The organism is Nocardioides sp. OK12 (assembly GCF_024341885.1).
Lineage (GTDB): Bacteria > Actinomycetota > Actinomycetes > Propionibacteriales > Nocardioidaceae > Nocardioides > Nocardioides marinisabuli.
The window spans coordinates 570,090-586,022 of record NZ_BNET01000002.1; the positions used below are offsets into that span (position 1 = coordinate 570,090).

General features: G+C 75.6%; 16 protein-coding genes. 9 read left to right on the top strand and 7 right to left on the bottom strand.

The features are described 5' to 3' along the window. Positions 1 to 15: 15 nt before the first annotated feature. A complete protein-coding gene (locus OCU29_RS06865) occupies positions 16 to 678 on the bottom strand; it encodes a hypothetical protein (protein WP_261819319.1) in 663 nt (220 codons plus the stop codon). A gap of 29 nt (positions 679 to 707) precedes the next feature. Beyond that, positions 708 to 1,295 carry a cysteine hydrolase family protein gene (locus tag OCU29_RS06870; protein ID WP_261819320.1) on the bottom strand — a complete coding sequence of 196 codons (588 nt, stop codon included), beginning with the start codon at positions 1,293 to 1,295 and terminating at the stop codon, positions 708 to 710. An 84-nt stretch (positions 1,296 to 1,379) separates the two neighbouring features. On the opposite strand from OCU29_RS06870, the gene OCU29_RS06875 reads away from it, so the two are divergent. The 3 genes from OCU29_RS06875 (at position 1,380) to OCU29_RS06885 (ending at position 4,523) form a co-directional block, all read left to right on the top strand. Continuing rightward, a complete protein-coding gene (locus OCU29_RS06875) occupies positions 1,380 to 2,852 on the top strand; it encodes a hypothetical protein (protein ID WP_261819321.1) in 1,473 nt (490 codons plus the stop codon). Positions 2,853 to 2,856: 4 nt separating this feature from the next. Continuing rightward, positions 2,857 to 3,564: a hypothetical protein gene (locus tag OCU29_RS06880; RefSeq protein WP_261819322.1), complete on the top strand. Its 708-nt coding sequence runs from the start codon at positions 2,857 to 2,859 to the stop codon at positions 3,562 to 3,564. Between the two features lie 80 nt (positions 3,565 to 3,644). Next, a complete protein-coding gene (locus tag OCU29_RS06885) occupies positions 3,645 to 4,523 on the top strand; it encodes a bile acid:sodium symporter family protein (protein ID WP_261819323.1) in 879 nt (292 codons plus the stop codon). Between the two features lie 25 nt (positions 4,524 to 4,548). Here the strand turns inward: OCU29_RS06885 and OCU29_RS06890 are convergent, their stop codons facing one another. Both OCU29_RS06890 and OCU29_RS06895 read right to left on the bottom strand, forming a co-directional pair. Beyond that, entirely contained in the window at positions 4,549 to 4,887 is a 339-nt protein-coding gene (locus OCU29_RS06890; RefSeq protein ID WP_261819324.1) for an STAS domain-containing protein, read from the bottom strand. A 178-nt stretch (positions 4,888 to 5,065) separates the two neighbouring features. Further along, a complete protein-coding gene (locus OCU29_RS06895; RefSeq protein WP_261819325.1) occupies positions 5,066 to 6,097 on the bottom strand; it encodes an App1 family protein in 1,032 nt (343 codons plus the stop codon). A gap of 62 nt (positions 6,098 to 6,159) precedes the next feature. Between OCU29_RS06895 and OCU29_RS06900 the strand changes: the two genes are divergently transcribed. Continuing rightward, positions 6,160 to 7,254: an NAD(P)/FAD-dependent oxidoreductase gene (locus OCU29_RS06900; RefSeq protein WP_261819326.1), complete on the top strand. Its 1,095-nt coding sequence runs from the start codon at positions 6,160 to 6,162 to the stop codon at positions 7,252 to 7,254. 19 nt (positions 7,255 to 7,273) lie between these two features. Here OCU29_RS06900 and OCU29_RS06905 read toward each other — a convergent pair whose 3' ends face one another. Then, a complete protein-coding gene (locus OCU29_RS06905) occupies positions 7,274 to 7,690 on the bottom strand; it encodes a VOC family protein (RefSeq protein WP_261819327.1) in 417 nt (138 codons plus the stop codon). A 191-nt stretch (positions 7,691 to 7,881) separates the two neighbouring features. Between OCU29_RS06905 and OCU29_RS06910 the strand changes: the two genes are divergently transcribed. Further along, a complete protein-coding gene (locus OCU29_RS06910; RefSeq protein ID WP_261819328.1) occupies positions 7,882 to 9,273 on the top strand; it encodes a hypothetical protein in 1,392 nt (463 codons plus the stop codon). A 94-nt stretch (positions 9,274 to 9,367) separates the two neighbouring features. Here OCU29_RS06910 and OCU29_RS06915 read toward each other — a convergent pair whose 3' ends face one another. Next, positions 9,368 to 9,637, bottom strand: a complete 270-nt coding sequence (locus tag OCU29_RS06915) for a GlsB/YeaQ/YmgE family stress response membrane protein (RefSeq protein ID WP_261819329.1) — start codon at positions 9,635 to 9,637, stop codon at positions 9,368 to 9,370. A 155-nt stretch (positions 9,638 to 9,792) separates the two neighbouring features. Between OCU29_RS06915 and rlmC the strand changes: the two genes are divergently transcribed. The 4 genes from rlmC to OCU29_RS06935 all read left to right on the top strand — a co-directional run bounded on the left by rlmC (position 9,793) and on the right by OCU29_RS06935 (position 14,538). Then, the gene (rlmC, locus tag OCU29_RS06920; protein ID WP_261819330.1) at positions 9,793 to 10,956 is read left to right on the top strand and encodes a 23S rRNA (uracil(747)-C(5))-methyltransferase RlmC; all 1,164 of its coding nucleotides are present in this window, start codon (positions 9,793 to 9,795) and stop codon (positions 10,954 to 10,956) included. Positions 10,957 to 11,146: 190 nt separating this feature from the next. Next, positions 11,147 to 11,632: a winged helix-turn-helix domain-containing protein gene (locus OCU29_RS06925; RefSeq protein ID WP_261819331.1), complete on the top strand. Its 486-nt coding sequence runs from the start codon at positions 11,147 to 11,149 to the stop codon at positions 11,630 to 11,632. 177 nt (positions 11,633 to 11,809) lie between these two features. Beyond that, entirely contained in the window at positions 11,810 to 13,513 is a 1,704-nt protein-coding gene (locus tag OCU29_RS06930) for an ABC-F family ATP-binding cassette domain-containing protein (RefSeq protein WP_261819332.1), read from the top strand. Further along, positions 13,510 to 14,538 (top strand): GNAT family N-acetyltransferase, encoded by a 1,029-nt coding sequence (locus tag OCU29_RS06935; protein WP_261819333.1) that lies wholly within the window; start codon positions 13,510 to 13,512, stop codon positions 14,536 to 14,538. Before OCU29_RS06930 ends, OCU29_RS06935 begins: the two co-directional genes overlap by 4 nt. 32 nt (positions 14,539 to 14,570) lie before the next feature. On the opposite strand, the gene OCU29_RS06940 is transcribed toward OCU29_RS06935, so the two are convergent. Continuing rightward, complete coding sequence (locus OCU29_RS06940) at positions 14,571 to 15,863, bottom strand: S1C family serine protease (protein ID WP_179615490.1); 1,293 nt, start codon at positions 15,861 to 15,863, stop codon at positions 14,571 to 14,573. Between the last annotated feature and the right edge of the window lie 70 nt (positions 15,864 to 15,933).

Here is a 15,933-nt window from a genome sequence, read left to right on the forward strand (position 1 = left end):
ACCCGCGGCGCGGGCTCAGCGGCGGGCTGCTGCCCTGCCGCGCTCGATGTCCTCGACCAGCTGCTCGGCCGGCACCGTGAAGGCCGTGATCGGCACGACGACGTCCTTGCCCGCGCCCTTGACGTCGATCAGCACCCCCGCGGGGCCACGTTGTTGGACCCGGGCGCCGCGGATCGTCGACCAGGGCCACGTCTCGTCGGTGCGGTAGCCGCGGTAGGTCAGGGACTCGGGCCCGATCTCGAGCTGCCAGCGGTGCAGACGGCCGGTGAGCAGACGCAGCAGGTCGGGCGCGGAGCCCAGGGCACCCACGACGGTGACCAGGATCCAGCCGTGGCCCTCGAGCGCGGAGAAGTCCGTGACCGCCAGGTAGACCCAGGACGCCGCCATCGCCAGCGCGGCGAACCAGGCACCCAGCAGCGGCCACACGGTCGCCGCCGGCGCCCGGTGCACGCCCACCCCCGCGGCGGTGGTCCTCATCGGGCGTCGCCGCCGAGGGCGCGCCAGCGCCGAGCAGGCGGCGACCAGCAGCAGACCGGCCGCGAGCGCGGCCAACCGCAAGGACCAGCCCACCGCCCCGTCCCGGACGAGGGCGACGCCGGTGGTGGCCGCCGTGGAGACGACCAGCACCGCCAGGACGGCCGCGACGTACCACCGGGGGACCAGCGGCCGATCGGGCACCGTCCGGTGCTTGTTCCGCTGCGGCCCGCTCACGCGGGGAGGCCCCCGGCGAGCGCGTCGAGCACCTCGGCCGTCGACAGCACCGTCGCGAACTCGCCGTGCAGGTTGGTCGCGGTGGCCCGGGCCAGCTCGGCGGCGCTCATCGTGGTGCCGTCCGGGCCGGTGCGGTCGAAGGTGTGGGTCGCGTCGAGCACGAACGTGACGGCGTACCCGAGGTTGCCGCCGACCCGCGCGGTGGTCTCGCAGCAGTGGTTGGTGGTGATGCCGCAGACCACGATCTCGCCGATGCCCTCGCCGCGCAGCCACGCGTCGAGGTCGGGGGAGCCGTGGAAGGAGGAGTTGACCTGCTTGGTCACCAGCAGCGCCGGCTCGAAGCCCTCGAGGTAGTCCTTGAGGGCGTGGCCGGGCTGCCCGGGGAAGAGCGGGCTCTCGGGGCTCAGCGAGGAGTGCTGCACGTAGACCAGCGGCCGCCCCGAGGCCGCGAACGCGCCGACCAGCGCGGCGACGTGCTCGTCGCAGTCGGGGTTGTCGCGTGGACCCCACCACGGCTCGTCGAAGCCTTCCTGCACGTCGATGACTACGAGGGCGGCGTCGGCACCGATGGGGAGGTGGGTCACCCGGCGGACGCTAGCGGCGCCCGGCGTCTCACCGCGTCACCCCTGGTGTTTACCCCGACGTGTCGGCGGGGCAGGGTGAGGCGCATGGCTGATGCCCCGCACGGACTCGTCTTCCCGCTCGACCCCGCCGGCCAGAACCGCACCGACGGGCCGCCGCGTCGCAGCACCACCGCGACCGGCCGCGGCGTCGTCGCCGACGCGCTGCGCCCCGTCGACGCCGTCGGCGCCCGCGCCGCCGAGCGCGAGACCGCCTGGCGCACCCAGTACCTGCCGTGGTTCCGGCTGCTGGTCGAGGCCGGCCTGGCCACCCCCGACGACGCCGTCGCGGTCGCCCGCGGCGGCCTCGACTCGCTGCACGCGCGGATGCGGGTCATGACCGGCGAGGACGACGGCTCCGACGTGGCCCTGGCCGACTGGCCCCGCAGCACCGCCGGCTTCGGCCAGGTCGAGATGCACGGCGCCGGCGAGCCGCTGCGCGAGCTGGTGCTGCCCTACCGCGGCGAGCGGCTGCGCGGCGACGACGTACGCCGCCGGGTCGAGCAGTGGGTGCTGGCCGGCGTCGTGGAGCCGACGCTGGCCGAGGCCGTCGACGCGGTCGTGGCCAACCCCGACTGGCTGCGCCTGGAGGGCCGCACCGTCGCGGTCGTCGGCGCCGGCTCGGAGATGGGGCCGTTGCAGGCCCTGACCCGCTGGGGCGCCCGGGTCGCGGCGATCGACCTGCCCCGCGAGGACGTGTGGGAGCGGGTCAGCGACACCGCGGTCGCCGGCGCCGGCACCGTCGTGGCCCCCGCCGTCGAGGGCCGCCCCGGCGCCGACCTGCTCGCCGACGTGCCCGCGCTGGCCGACTGGCTCGCCGAGCAGCCCGGCACCCTGGTGCTCGGCAACTACGTCTACGCCGACGGCGCCACCAACGTGCGGGTCTCCACCGCCGTCGACGAGCTCAGCCGCCGCCTCCTCGAGGCCCGCGACGACGCCGCCCTGGCGTTCCTGGCCACCCCCACCGACGTCTTCGCGGTCCCCGGCGACGCCGTCGACCAGGCCCTGGCCGCCTACTCCGGCCGCGGCCGGCTCAGCAAGGGCCTGGGCCGCCCGCTGCGCACCGTGTCGGGCGGCCGCCTGCTCCAGCGCCCGTACGCCGGCCCGGCCGACCCCGGCCTCAACGACTCGCTGGTGCCCCAGCAGGGCCCCAACTACGCGCTGGCCAAGCGGCTGCAGCGCTGGCGCGCCACCGTGGCGCGCCACGAGGGCCGGCTGGTCTCGATGAACGTCGCGCCCCCGACCCGCACCCGCTCGGTGGTCAAGAACCGCGCCCTGGCCGCGGCGTACGCCGGCGCGCACCGCTTCGGCGTCGAGGTCTTCGACCCCTCCACCTCCAACGTGCTGATGGCCGCGATGCTGGTCCACGACCTGCACACCGGCGGCGGACCGCGCCACGAGCACCCCTGGCAGGACGAGGCGTACGCCGCCGCGCACGGCGGGCTGTGGCGCGCGGCGTACTCGCCCCGCAGCGCCCTGGGCCTGGCCGCGCTGCTCGGCGTCGGCGGCGCCCGCGGCTGAGCCGGTGAGCACACCGCCCGACGACCCGGACGCGGTCTACCGCGCGCCGGGCCGGTACGCCGTGATGGGCCTCGCCGCGTTCCTCGTGCCGGTCGGGGTGTTCCTCGTGGTCGGCGGGCTGCGGGCCGAGGCGCCCGCCTTCCCGGTCGCCCTGGGCGTGCTGCTCGCGGTCCTGGGGGCGACCGGCGTCGGCAGCCTCACGGCCCCGCGGCACGGGCCACGAGCCGACCCACCACCCGCGGTCGCCGTCGCGGGCGGCCTCGCGCTGCCGCTGCGGCGCACGCAGGCGCTGCTGCGCGCCGTGGCCGGCGTCGCGCTGGCGCCGCTGGGGGTGCTGATGGTGCTGGTCGCCGACTCGGCCGGCCCGCGCGTCCTGGGCGTGCTGGTCGTCCTGGGGGTCGTCGGAGCGGCCGTGCTGGCCGTGCGCACCGAGACCCGGCTGGTCGTGGGCCCCGACGGGCTGCGGGTGCCGGGCGGGGTGACCCGGGCGCAGACGGTGGCGTGGCGCGACCTCGTCGAGGTGGCCGCCGTCCGTGGGTGGCAGCCGCACCTCGTGGTCACCACCCGGGGCCCGGGGCTGGTGGCCTGCCGGCTGCTGCCGCAGGCGTGGCCGGCCTCCGCGCTGGTGGCCCTCGTCGAGCACCACCGGCGCAAGGCCGGCGACCGGTCGGCCCTGGTCGAGCCCGACGCCCTGGAGCGTTTCCGCTCCTGACCCGCCACGGGACTGCTTGACTGTGGCCGCCGTCACAGGGGCGGTGGCGCAGGCGCCCAGGTCGAGCCGGGAGAGTGGTCGTGAACGACTCCGCACTGATCAGCGTCGGGCTGCCCGTCGCGCTGGCCATCATCATGTTCGGTCTCGGCCTGTCGCTGCAGGTCGACGACTTCCGCCGGGTGGCGCGCAGCCCGCGGGCCGTGGCGGTGGCGCTGGGCCTGCAGGTGCTGGTGCTGCCGGTGATCGCGTTCGTGCTGGTGCTCGGCTTCGACCTCGACCCGCTGCTGGCCGTCGGCGTGATGCTGCTCGCCGCCTCGCCCGGCGGCACCACCGCCAACCTCTTCAGCCACCTCTTCCGCGGTGACGTGGCCCTCAACGTCACCCTCACCGCGATCAACTCGGTGCTCGCGGCCTTCACCATCCCGCTCATCACCAACCTGGCCATCGGGTACTTCGACGCCGACGGCGAGCTGGGCCTGCAGGTCGGCAAGGTGCTGCAGGTGATCGCCATCGTGCTGGTCCCGGTCGTGCTCGGGATGGCCGTGCGCAGCCGCAGCCCCCAGCTCGCGGCCCGCTCCGACAAGCCCGTGCGGATCTTCTCGATCGTGGTGCTGGTCGTGGTGGCGGTCGGCGCGCTGCTGGGCGAGCGCGAGAACCTCGCCGACTACGTCCGCCAGGTCGGCCTGGTCACCGCCCTCTTCTGCGCCGCGAGCCTGACCCTGGGCTACGTCGGCGCGCGGGCGCTGCGCCTCGACCAGGCCCAGGCCATCGCCAGCTCGATGGAGGTCGGCATCCACAACACCACCGTGGCGCTGACCATCGCCCTCAGCGTGCTCGACAGCACCGAGGTCGCGATCCCGAGCGCGGTCTACTCGGTGATCATGTACGTCTTCGCGACCGCCTTCGGGTTCCTGGTGACCCGCGGGGCGCGCGGGCGCGAGCCGGCGCGCGTGGCCTGAGCGGGCGCCGTACGCCGCCGCGGGCTCAGGCGGGGTGCGCCACGGCGGGCAGCGCGACCAGGAGGTCGTGGGTGCCGGTCAGGTGCAGCAGCCGCTCGACCACGGCGCTGCTGGCCACGACCCGGCACTCGCCGCCCGCGGCGCGGGCGCGTCGCTGGCACCAGACCAGCGCGCCCAGGCCGGCCGCGTCGAGGAAGACGACCCCGGCGAGGTCGAGGTCGAGGCACTGGGTCGCGAAGGGCAGGGCGCGCGCCAGCGCGTCGCGCAGCGTCGGGACCGAGCCCAGGTCGAGCTCCCCGGTGACCACCAGGCGCGCGTGGCCCGTCGCGACGGGGGTCGCGACGACCGCGAGGTCGTGCTGCACAGCGATCCCTCCCCAGGCCGGCTGCGGGACGCCGGTCCCGGCGCCATGTCCTACCCAACGCCCCGACAGCCGCTCGGGTGCCCGTGCGCGCCGAGAACGACCCGAAGATGACCCGAACGTGCGTGGCGCATGGCCCGTCCGGACCATGCCCGCCGCCGTCGCGGTTCGGGAGAGAGGGTCAGCCCAGCAGGCCGAGCTCCCGGGCCCGGGTGCGCAGCTCGTCGCCGTCGTCGCCGTACGCCGTCTGCGGGCCGGTGTGCTCGCGGGGGCCCTCCAGGTTGCCGTAGCGCGCGACCTGCTCGCCCAGGCTGAGCCGGCGGATCAGCACCGCCTCGACCCGGTCGGGGTGCTCGGCGGCGCAGTCGGCGTAGATCGCCGGGTCGTGCTGGCCGTCGTCGCCGACCAGCGTCCAGCGCAGCTGCGGGAAGTCCTCCATCAGCCGGCGCAGCTCGGTCGTCTTGTGCTGTCGCCCGGAGCGGAACCAGCCCCGCGGGGTGGGGCCCCAGTCGGTCAGCAGCGCCGGGCCGGCGGGGTAGCCGTGGCGCTCCAGGAACCGGCCGATCGCCCCGGCGACGTTCCAGGCGCCCGTCGAGAGGTAGACCACGAACGCGTCGGGCCGCTCGGCCAGCAGGTCGCGGTAGAGCCCGGCCATCCCCGGCACCGGGAGCCGGTCGACCTCACGGCTCACGAACGCGTTGCGGAAGGCCACCAGGGGCCGGGGCAGCATCGTGACCATCACGGTGTCGTCGACGTCGCTGACCAGCCCGTGGCGCGCCGACGCCGCCACCACCCGCAGCTGCGCGGTGGTCACCGGGTCCTCCGGGTCCTCGGTCGTCAGCCGGGCCGTGGCCCACCCCGGCGCCAGGTCGGCCGGCAGCCGGACGTCGACGTACCCCTCGCGGTCGGACTCGACCCGGGTGCCGACCCCGCCCACCTCGATCGTGACGGGCACGCCGGCCGCCGACTGGGTCGCGAAGCGGCGCCAGCCCCGGGCGTCCTCGGGGTGCCGCGCCGCCAGGCTGCCCTCGGGCACCAGCACCACCCGGGCCAGCACCCGCACCCAGCTGCCCTCGAGCCCGTAGCCCACGTGCGCCACGACCCGCGGCACCCAGCCGGCGCGACGCAGCCCGCCGCCGACCAGGCGCTGCACGGCGTCCTCGGCGCGCATGGCGAGGTGGTCGGCGCGCTCGACGGGTCCGGGCCTGCTCATCGGCCCAGCGAAGCACATCGCGGCGCCCAGGTGGAGTGGGTGGGCCTGGATAGGCTGCCCAGATGCCCGGGCCCCCGACGCTGCTCCTCGTCGGAGCCGGCCACACCCACCTGCACCTGCTGCGCCACGCCGACCGGCTGCGCGCCGCGGGCTGGGCTGTCGAGCTGCTCGCGCCGCGCTGGTTCGACTACTCCGGGGTGGGCTCCGCGGTCGCCACCGGTGCGCTGCCGCTGGCGGCCGGCCGGCTCGACGTGGCCGGGCTGGCCGCGCGCAGCGGCGTACGCCACCACGAGGACGTGCTCGCCGACCTCGACCCGGTGGCCCGGGTCGCCACCACCGCGAGCGGGCAGCGGCTGTCGTACGCCGTGGCCTCGCTCGGCATCGGGTCGGTGACCTCCGACCTCGGGGTGCCGGTCGGGCCGGACGTGGTGACGGTCAAGCCGCTGGCCGGGCTGCAGACCCTGGCTCAGCGGCTGGGGCCCGACGGGGCGGCGGTCGTGACCGTCGTGGGCGCCGGGCCCTCGGGGCTCGAGGTGGCAGCGCAGCTCGCGGTGCGCCCGGGCGTGGCCCGGGTGCGACTCGTCGACGGCGGCCACGAGATCGGCACGTCGCTGCCCGCCGGGGCACGCAGGTACGTCGAGCGGGTGCTCGCGGGCCGCGGCGTGGAGGTGCTCACCGGTCGCGGGGTCGCCCGGATCGGCGCGGGCAGCGTCGTGCTCGACGACGGCGCGGTGCTCGAGCACGACCTCGCGGTCCTCGCCGGCGGGCTCGCCGCCCCACCGCTGCTCGCGGCCACCGGTCTCGGCGACGCAGCCGGGGCGCCGGTGCGCGCCACCCTGCAGCACGTCGAGCACGACGACCTCTACGCGGTCGGCGACTGCGCCCACTTCACCCCGGCGCCGCTGCCCCGGATCGGGGTCCACGGGGTGCGCCAGGCGCCGGTGCTGCTCGCCGCCCTCGAGGCCCGCGGGCGCGGCGAGGACGCCGGAGCCCACGTCTACGAGCCCCGGCGTCACTTCCTGTCGGTCGTCGACCTCGGCGGTGGGGTCGGCGTTGCCTGCCGCGGTCGCTGGTGGTGGGGCGGGCGGGCCGCGCTGCTGCTCAAGCGGCGCATCGACCGGCGCTGGATCGAGTCCTACCGCGCCGCCGGCGGCTGAGGCCGGCTGTCGCGAGAGGTCAGCCGGGGGTCCCGGCGGAGCCGATGTTGACCAGCCAGATGATCCCGAACCGGTCGACGCACTGCCCGAAGACGTCGCCCCAGGCCTGCTTCTCCAGCGGCACGTGCACCTCGCCGTCCTCGGCCAGCGCCTCGAACCACCCGCGCAGCCGGTCCTCGTCGTCGCCGGAGAGGCTCAGGCGCACCGTGGTGCCGTGGTCCACCACCTCGCCGGGGCCGATGTCGGAGGCCATCAGCGCGACGCCGTCGGGCGACGTGAGCTGGGAGTGCATGACCAGGGACGCGAGGTCGCCCTCGGCGCCCATGTCGCCGTACGTCATCACGCTCAGCTCGCCGCCGAAGACGGACTGGTAGAGCGTCATCGCCTCGCGCGCGGTGCCGGTGAGGGTCAGGTAGGGGTTCAGCAGGACGGGCACGGCATCTCCTCGTGTGGGGTGGGCGGCCCGCTGTCGCCGACCGCTGCACCTCCGACCACCGCGGGCCCCGGAAGTCATCGCCCCATCCCTCGTTCGGGTGATCTTCCCCGACCCCGTGGTGGGGTGAGGCTGCTGCGCCTACAGTTCGTGGTGCGGGCAGCGGGGCCCGCGGGACGATCGGAGACGAGCACGTGCGGGCCGGCATCCAGCAGAGCGTCGCGGCGATCAGCGCCGCCGCCTGCGTCGTGCTCGCGAGCGGGGCGGCCGTGCCCGCCCAGGCCGTCGTCCCGACCACCCGCGGCGTCGTCGCGGAGCAGTCCACCGTCGTGGTCCGCGGTCTCGCCTTCCCCGCCGGGCGCGCGATGCGCCTGGGTCTGGTGGGCTGCGAGAGCGTCTACGACCGGGTCGCGGAGACGCCGCAGGCGATGATCGGCACCGGCCCGGCCACCGCGCCGGCGGGGGAGCGCAGCCTGCGCTACGACCTCGTCGGCGGCAACGCGCTCGGTCCGCTGAGCTACGTCTCGTCGGTCGCGCAGACCCGCAGCGCCGGGCTGACGGCGTACGCCGCCGAGGGCACCACCGGCGTCGTGTGGGCCGGCTACCAGGAGCCCGCGGACCGCCACACCGGGCGAGTGTGGTTCGGCCGCGCCGAGGTGGTCGTGCCGGCCGGGCGGTGGACCCGCATCGAGGCCGTCGACCTGACCTACAGCTGGACCAAGTGGGACATGTACGAGCAGGCCCCCGTAGCCGACGCGCCCAGCGAGGCCGTGCCCGACGGCACGCTGGCCGACATGGTGGTGCGCCACCGCGGCGACGGCGCCGGGTTCGTGATGAGCGGGCTCGGCTGCGACGGCAACGAGTTCGCCATGGACGCCCTGCGCCTGGAGACCGCCGGCACCGCGACGACGTACGACCTCGAGGGCCTGGCGACGACCGCGTCGATGCTGGCCCCGCCCGCGAACCGGGCCGCGGCCGGTCAGCCCGTCGAGCTGCGCGGCGCCCTGGTCGACAGCACCGGGGCCGCGATGAGCGGCGTGACGATGATCCTCGAGAAGCGCGTCGTCGGCACCACCGGCTGGACCGTCGACCAGGTCGTCGAGGTCGACGGGGGCGCTGCGGTGGCCGAGGTGGCCCCCGAGAAGGCGACGAGCTACCGCTGGCGCTTCGCCGAGCGGCCGATGGCCGAGGGCAGCGTCTCCCGGGCGGTCACCGTCGAGGTGGCCCCGGGTCCCGGCGCGGGTGACGAGCCCACCGAGGGGCCCTCCGAGGGGCCCTCCGCCGGGCCCGCTGACGAGCCGTCGTCCAGCGCCGGCCCCAGCGGGAGCGCCGCGCCGAGCGCGAGCGCTGCACCGGGTGCGAGCGCCGGTCAGAGCCAGAGCGCCGGCCCCAGCACCAGTCCCAGCCAGGGCGCGAGTGGGAGCACCAGCCCGAGCACCAGCCCGAGCGGCAGCGCGAGCGCGGGTGCCGGTGCGTCGACGAGCGCCGAGGTCGACCCGACGCCGTCCGAGTCCGTCACCGCGAGCGAGACCCCCACGACCTCGCCGTCGGCGTCCGCCACGGCGACCTCGACCGATCCTTCCTGAGACACCCCCCGCAACAGCGACGAGCGCCGACGAGGGGGTGCCTCCTCGCCGACGCTCGTCCCGCGTGCCGACCCCTGACCGGGGCGTGGTGAGGTCAGACGCGAGCCTTGCCCTTCGACGACATGCCCTCCGCCACGCCGATGAGCAGCACGGCGGCGACCACGGCGACGACGAAGCCGATCACGTTGAGCTCGAAGATGTCGCCCTTGCCCAGCGCGCTGGCGACGATGCCGCCGATGAGGGCGCCCACGACGCCGAGCGCGAGGGTGCCGAGCAGCCCCAGGGCCTGCTTGCCGGGCTTGATGAGCCGGGCCAGCGCGCCGATGATCAGGCCGACCACGAGCAGTCCGATGATGTTGAACATGGTGTGTCCCTCCTAGTCGTCCTTGTCCCGTCCGATGCCCGGACGGCAGATCGACGTTACGCGCACCTGTGGCGCTCGGGGTTCACCCGTTGGGGGTGCCCGCGAGTCGACGCGGCGCGTCCGCGGCGCACGGCGCGCACGTAGGCTGACGCCCCGTGCAGTGCGACTACTTCGACGCGGGGGCGTGCCGGTCGTGCACGTGGATGGGCCGGCCCTACGCCGAGCAGGTCGCCGACAAGCAGCGCCACGTCGAGGGCCTCCTCGCCCCGGCGCTGGCCGGCCGTCGCCCGGTCGCGTGGCTGCCCGCGGTCACGGGCCCCGAGGAGGGGTTCCGCAACAAGGCCAAGATGGTCGTCGCCGGCACCCTCGACGCGCCCACGCTGGGGATCCTCGGCGCCGACGGACGCGGCACCGACCTGCGCCACTGCGGGCTGCACGAGCCGGGGCTCCACGACGCCCTGCCCGTCCTGGCCGAGCACGTCGTCCGCGCCCGGCTGGCGCCGTACGACCTCACCACCCGCCGCGGCGAGCTCAAGCACCTGCTCGTCACCCGCTCGCCCGCCGGCGAGCTGATGGTGCGCTGGGTGCTGCGCTCCACCGAGCCCGAGGCGCGGCTGCGCAAGCACCTGGGCTGGCTGACCGACCGCCTGCCGGTCGCGGTGGCCTCGATCAACGTGCAGCCCGAGCACAAGGCGGTGCTCGAGGGGGAGCGCGAGATCGTGCTCACCGACGCCGCCACCCTCGAGATGCGGCTCGAGGTCGGCGCCGGGCTGCGGCTGCACCTGCGGCCGCAGTCGTTCTTCCAGACCAACACCGCGGTCGCGACCGCGCTCTACGAGCAGGCCCGGGCCTGGGTCGACGAGACCGCACCCGCGTCGGTGTGGGACCTCTACGCCGGCGTCGGCGGCTTCGCGCTGGCGCTCGCCGCGCCCGGCCGGGCGGTCACCGGCGTCGAGATCGCGCCCGAGGCGGTCGCGTCGGCCCAGCAGTCGGCCCAGCAGTCGGCGGGGGAGGCGGGGCTCGAGCAGGCCCGCTTCGTCGCCGCCGACGCGACCGCGTGGGCGCTCGAGCAGCCAGCCGCCGACCACCCCGACCTGGTCGTGGTCAACCCGCCGCGGCGCGGCATCGGCCCGGCCCTGACCGGCTGGCTGGAGTCGTCGCGGGTGCGGCACGTCCTCTACTCCAGCTGCAACGCCGCCACGCTCGCCCGCGACCTGGCCGCGCTGCCGTCGTACGACGTCGAGGCTGCCCGGCTGCTCGACATGTTCCCCCAGACCACCCACCACGAGGTGCTGGTCCGGCTGCGCCGCCGGGGGTGAGGGCGGCGCGGGAGTTTCATCGGGTACCCGATGGACCTGTCGCCACCCTGCTGAAGGTTCGTGGTGGTGGCGCGAGTTCTGTCGGGTACCCGATGAAACTTCCCCGGCCGCCGTGCGCCACGTCTCGTCCACAGGCGGGGTGGGGGCGGGGGGTTCCACAGGGGCGGTGGGGCGTGGGTACGGTCGGCACGTGAGCGCCACCGACTACTGCGACCTGTGCGACCTCCCGCTCTCGACCTGCGTGCACGGGATGCCCAAGCCCGTGGAGCCGCCCCCGGCACCCCCGAAGGCGCCGCCCAAGGCCTCGCCCGTCACCCGGCGTCGTACGACGACCGCGGCGGCGGCTGGCTCCACCGCCCCCGCGGCGCCCGCGCGGCCGCGCCGGCGCACGCCCTCGGTCGACTTCAAGCCGTGGATCGTCAAGCTGCTCCAGGAGGCCGGTGGCCAGGCGGAGTCCGACGACCTGCTCACCGAGCTCGCCGAGCGTCTCGGCGACGTGCTGCGCCCCGGGGACCTGGAGAAGGGCCCGACCGGCGAGGTGCGGTGGCGCACCGCGGCCCGTACGGCGCGCAAGGAGCTCGCCGACGACGGCCTGCTGCTCGCCCCGCGCCCCGGCACCTGGGCGCTGACCGACCGCGGTCGCGTCGAGTGGGTGCCCGACCTGCCCTCCGCCTAGGCCACTGCTGCGGGGTCGTGGTTCGGGTCGTGGCCCCTGGCCGCGCCAGGGCGCGTCCTCAGGCACACGACCCGGACCACGACCCGGACCACGACTCAAGCCACGACCCGCACCACGACCCGGGGCGGGCGACAAAGGAAGTGACCCGCGGCCCCTGATCGGGGAGCATGGTCGCTCGTGGGTCACGTGGATGTCGCAGGTGTCAGGTACGAGCTCCCCGACGGGCGGGCGCTGCTCGACGACGTGTCGTTCCGGGTGGGCGAGGGCGCCAAGGTCGCGCTGGTCGGCGCCAACGGCGCGGGCAAGACGACCCTGCTGCGCATCGTCACCGGCGAGCTGACCCCGCACGCGGGCGTGGTGACCCGCTCGGGCGGGCTCGGCGTGATGCGGCAGGACGTCAAGGCCGGGCTCCGCGAGGGCGCGACCGTCGCCGACCTGCTGCTCAGCGTCGCCCCGCCGCGGGTCCGCGAGGCCGCCGCCCAGGTCGAGCGGCTCGAGCTGGCGCTGATGGAGACCGACGACGAGGCCACCCAGATGCGCTACGCCGAGGCGCTCTCGGAGTACGCCGACGCCGGCGGGTACGACGTCGAGGTCACCTGGGACGTGTGCGCCACGGCGGCGCTGGGCGTCTCCTACGACCGCGCCAAGTACCGCGAGCTGGCCACGCTCAGCGGCGGCGAGCAGAAGCGGCTGGTGCTGGAGTTCCTGCTGCGCGGCCCCGACCAGGTGCTGCTGCTCGACGAGCCCGACAACTACCTCGACGTGCCCGGCAAGATCTGGCTCGAGGGCCGCATCCGCGAGTCCGACAAGACGGTGCTGATGATCAGCCACGACCGCGAGCTGCTCGACAACACCGCCACCCGCGTGGTGACCGTCGAGCTGGGCAGCGGCCACGGCGTCGGCAACAGCGTGTGGACCCACCCGGGCGGCTTCTCCTCCTACCACCAGGCGCGCACCGACCGGTTCGCGCGCTTCGAGGAGCTGCGCAAGCGCTGGGACGAGGAGCACGCCAAGCTCAAGGCGCTCGTGCTGCGCCTGAAGATCAAGGCCGAGTACAACGACGGCATGTCCAGCCAGTACCGCGCCGCCCAGACCCGGCTGCGCAAGTTCGAGGAGGTCGGCCCGCCGACCGAGCAGCCGCGCGAGCAGCAGGTCGCGATGCGCCTCAAGGGCGGGCGCACCGGCAAGCGCGCCGTGGTCTGCGAGCAGCTGGAGCTGACCGGGCTGATGAAGCCCTTCGACCTCGAGGTCTGGTACGGCGAGCGCGTGGCGGTGCTGGGCTCCAACGGCTCCGGCAAGTCGCACTTCCTGCGGCTGCTGGCCGCCGGCGGCACCGACCCCGACGTCGAGCACCGCCCCGTCAGCGAGGTGCCGGTCACGCCGGTGCCGCACACCGGCAAGGCCAAGCTCGGCGCCCGGGTGCGGCCCGGCTGGTTCGTGCAGACCCACGAGCACCCCGAGCTGGTCGGTCGCCCGCTGCTCGACATCCTGCACCGCGGCGACGGCCACCCCGACGGGCGCCGCGGCCTGGGCCGGGAGCAGGCCGCGCGGGTGCTGGACCGCTACGAGCTCGCGCACGCCGGCGAGCAGACCTTCGACTCGCTGTCGGGCGGCCAGCAGGCGCGCTTCCAGATCCTGCTGCTCGAGCTCTCGGGCGCCACCCTGCTGCTGCTCGACGAGCCCACCGACAACCTCGACGTGCAGTCGGCCGAGGCGCTCGAGGAGGGCCTCGAGGCGTTCGAGGGCACCGTCCTGGCGGTCACCCACGACCGGTGGTTCGCCCGCGGCTTCGACCGTTTCCTGGTCTACGGCGCCGACGGCGAGGTCTACGAGTCGCCCGGGCCGGTGTGGGACGAGGGCCGCGTGGTCCGGTCGCGATGAGCGGCCCGCTGCGCATCGAGCCCGTCGACCCGTACGACGACGCGGCGTTCGACGCCTGGCACGAGGTCTACCGCGCCTCCCAGCACCACGGGCGGCCCGCCGCGGCGGTGACGGCGTGGACCCGCGAGGAGATGCGCGCGGCGCTGCAGCGGCCCGGTCGCCGCACCTGGGCGGGGGCCTGGCTGGGCCGCGTCGACGGCGAGCCGGTCGCGACCGGCCACCTGCAGACGCCGCTGCTCGACAACCTGGCCCAGGCGCAGCTCTCGGTCGACGTGGCGCCGGCCCACCGGCGCCGCGGGCACGGCTCGCGGATGCTGGCGCACCTGGGCGACGAGGCCGCCGCGCGGGGGCGCGACCTGTGGATCGCCGAGGCCAGCTGGCCGATGGGCGCCCCGGTCGACGGGGCCGGGGAGCCCGGGCCGTCGCTGCTGCGCGGCCACGGCTTCCGGCTCGGCCTGGTCGAGGTGCTGCGCGTCCTCGACCCGCTGCCCGACCCCGACCACCTGCGGGCCCTGGCCGCCGAGGCGGCGCCGCACCACGCGGCGTACGAGGTGCGGTCGTTCGTGGGCCGGGTGCCCGACGACCTGCTCGACGACTGGGCCCGGATCACCGCCAGCCTCAACACCGAGGCGCCGGTGGGCACCCTGAGCCTCGAGGCCGACGTGGTCGACCCGGCGCTGGTGCGCGAGGAGGAGAAGCTGCTGGCCCGCCAGGCCCGCACCCGCCACGCCACGGTGGCGCTCGGCCCCGCGGGCGGGGTGGTCGCCTACACCGAGATCATCACCACCGAGCACGAGCCCGGGCTGGCCTACCAGTGGGGCACGGTCGTGGACCGCGCCCACCGCGGCCACCGGCTCGGGTTGGCGCTCAAGGCCGCCAACCACCTGCTGCTGCACGAGCAGGTGGCCGACCTGCGGATGGTGCGCACCTGGAACGCCGAGACCAACACCCTCATGGTCGCGGTCAACGACGCCCTGGGCTACCGGCCCCTCGAGCGGTACGGCGGGTTCGAGCGCCGCGCCTGACCCGTGCGGGTCAGCGGGAGATCTGCGCCGGGTCACGACGTCTCGGCGTCGGTGTCGAGCTCGAGGTCGACGCTCTGCTCCTCGCCGTCGCGCACGAAGGTCAGGGTGACGGTGTCGCCGGGGCGGTAGGAGCGGATCGTGGCGACCAGCGAGTCGGAGCCGGTGATCATCGTGTCGTCGACCCGGACCACCACGTCGCCCGGCTCGAGGCCCGCGTCGCCGGCCGTCGAGCCCTCGCCCACCTCGCGCACCAGCGCACCGATGACGGCCTCGGCGCCGCTCTGGCCCTCGGCGGCGGTCGCGTCGCTGACCGAGATGCCCAGGCGGGCGTGGGTCGGGGTCTCGCCGGCGGCCATCTGCTCCACGATCGGCAGCACCTCGTCGATCGGGATCGAGAAGCCCAGGCCGATCGAGCCGCCGCTCGCGCCCGAGGTCGAGCCCGAGGTGCGGATGGAGGAGTTGATGCCGACCACGTGGCCGTTGGTGTCGACCAGCGGGCCGCCGCTGTTGCCGGGGTTGATCGCCGCGTCGGTCTGGATGGCGGGGTAGATGGTGGCGTCGCCCGAGGCGTCGCTGGCCACGCCCACGGGGCGGTCCAGGGCGCTGACGATGCCGCTGGTGACGGTGGCGTCGAGACCGAAGGGGGAACCGATGGCGACCACCTCCTGGCCGACCCGCAGGTCCTCGGAGCTACCGATCGTCGCGGGGGTCAGGCCCTCGACGCCCTCGGCCTGGATGACCGCGGTGTCCGTGAGCGGGTCGGCGCCCAGCACGGTGGCCGTGGCGCGCGAGCCGTCGTCGAAGGAGACCGTGATGTCGGCGCCCTCCCCGGCGGCCGCGATCACGTGCTCGTTGGTGAGGATCTGCCCGTCGGAGGAGAGCACGATCCCCGAGCCCGAGCCACCCTCCTGGCCGCTGCTGACGTCGATGCGCACCACCGAGGGCAGCACCGTCTCGGCGACCTGCTGCACCGAGCCGGGCTCGGCGTCGCTGACCGGGGTGTCGACGACCTGCGAGGTCTGCACGCCCGAGGGGGAGCCGGTCCCCGCCCCGTCGTCCTCGAGGGCGCTCCACGTCGCGGCGCCACCGAGGCCGGCCGCGCCGCCGACGACCAGCGAGGCCGCCACCACGGCAGCGGCGAACCCCTTGCGCCCCCGCGCAGGCGGGGCTGCGGGCGCAGCGGCGTACGCCGGCGGGACGACCTGCTGGGTGGCGGTCTCGTCGTCCGGCGCCCAGGTCGGCTGCGGGCCGAGGTCGTAGGCGCTGGTGTCGTCGTACGGGCCGTGCCCGGTCGGGTGCTCGGGGTCGCGGGGAGTCTCGTTCATGGTCCCCATGGTGCCGACCGCGGCTGTGAGCCACCTGAGACCCCGCTGGACGCGCGGCAAGAACTGAGAC

Bases quoted from the DNA above. Each gene is read 5' to 3' on its own strand.
- OCU29_RS06875 (WP_261819321.1), top strand. From the start codon at position 1,380: ATGGCTGATGCCCCGCACGGACTCGTCTTCCCGCTCGACCCCGCCGGC.
- OCU29_RS06895 (WP_261819325.1), bottom strand. From the start codon at position 6,097: ATGAGCAGGCCCGGACCCGTCGAGCGCGCCGACCACCTCGCCATGCGC.
- OCU29_RS06900 (WP_261819326.1), top strand. From the start codon at position 6,160: ATGCCCGGGCCCCCGACGCTGCTCCTCGTCGGAGCCGGCCACACCCAC.
- OCU29_RS06915 (WP_261819329.1), bottom strand. From the start codon at position 9,637: ATGTTCAACATCATCGGACTGCTCGTGGTCGGCCTGATCATCGGCGCG.
- OCU29_RS06935 (WP_261819333.1), top strand. From the start codon at position 13,510: ATGAGCGGCCCGCTGCGCATCGAGCCCGTCGACCCGTACGACGACGCG.
- OCU29_RS06940 (WP_179615490.1), bottom strand. From the start codon at position 15,863: ATGAACGAGACTCCCCGCGACCCCGAGCACCCGACCGGGCACGGCCCG.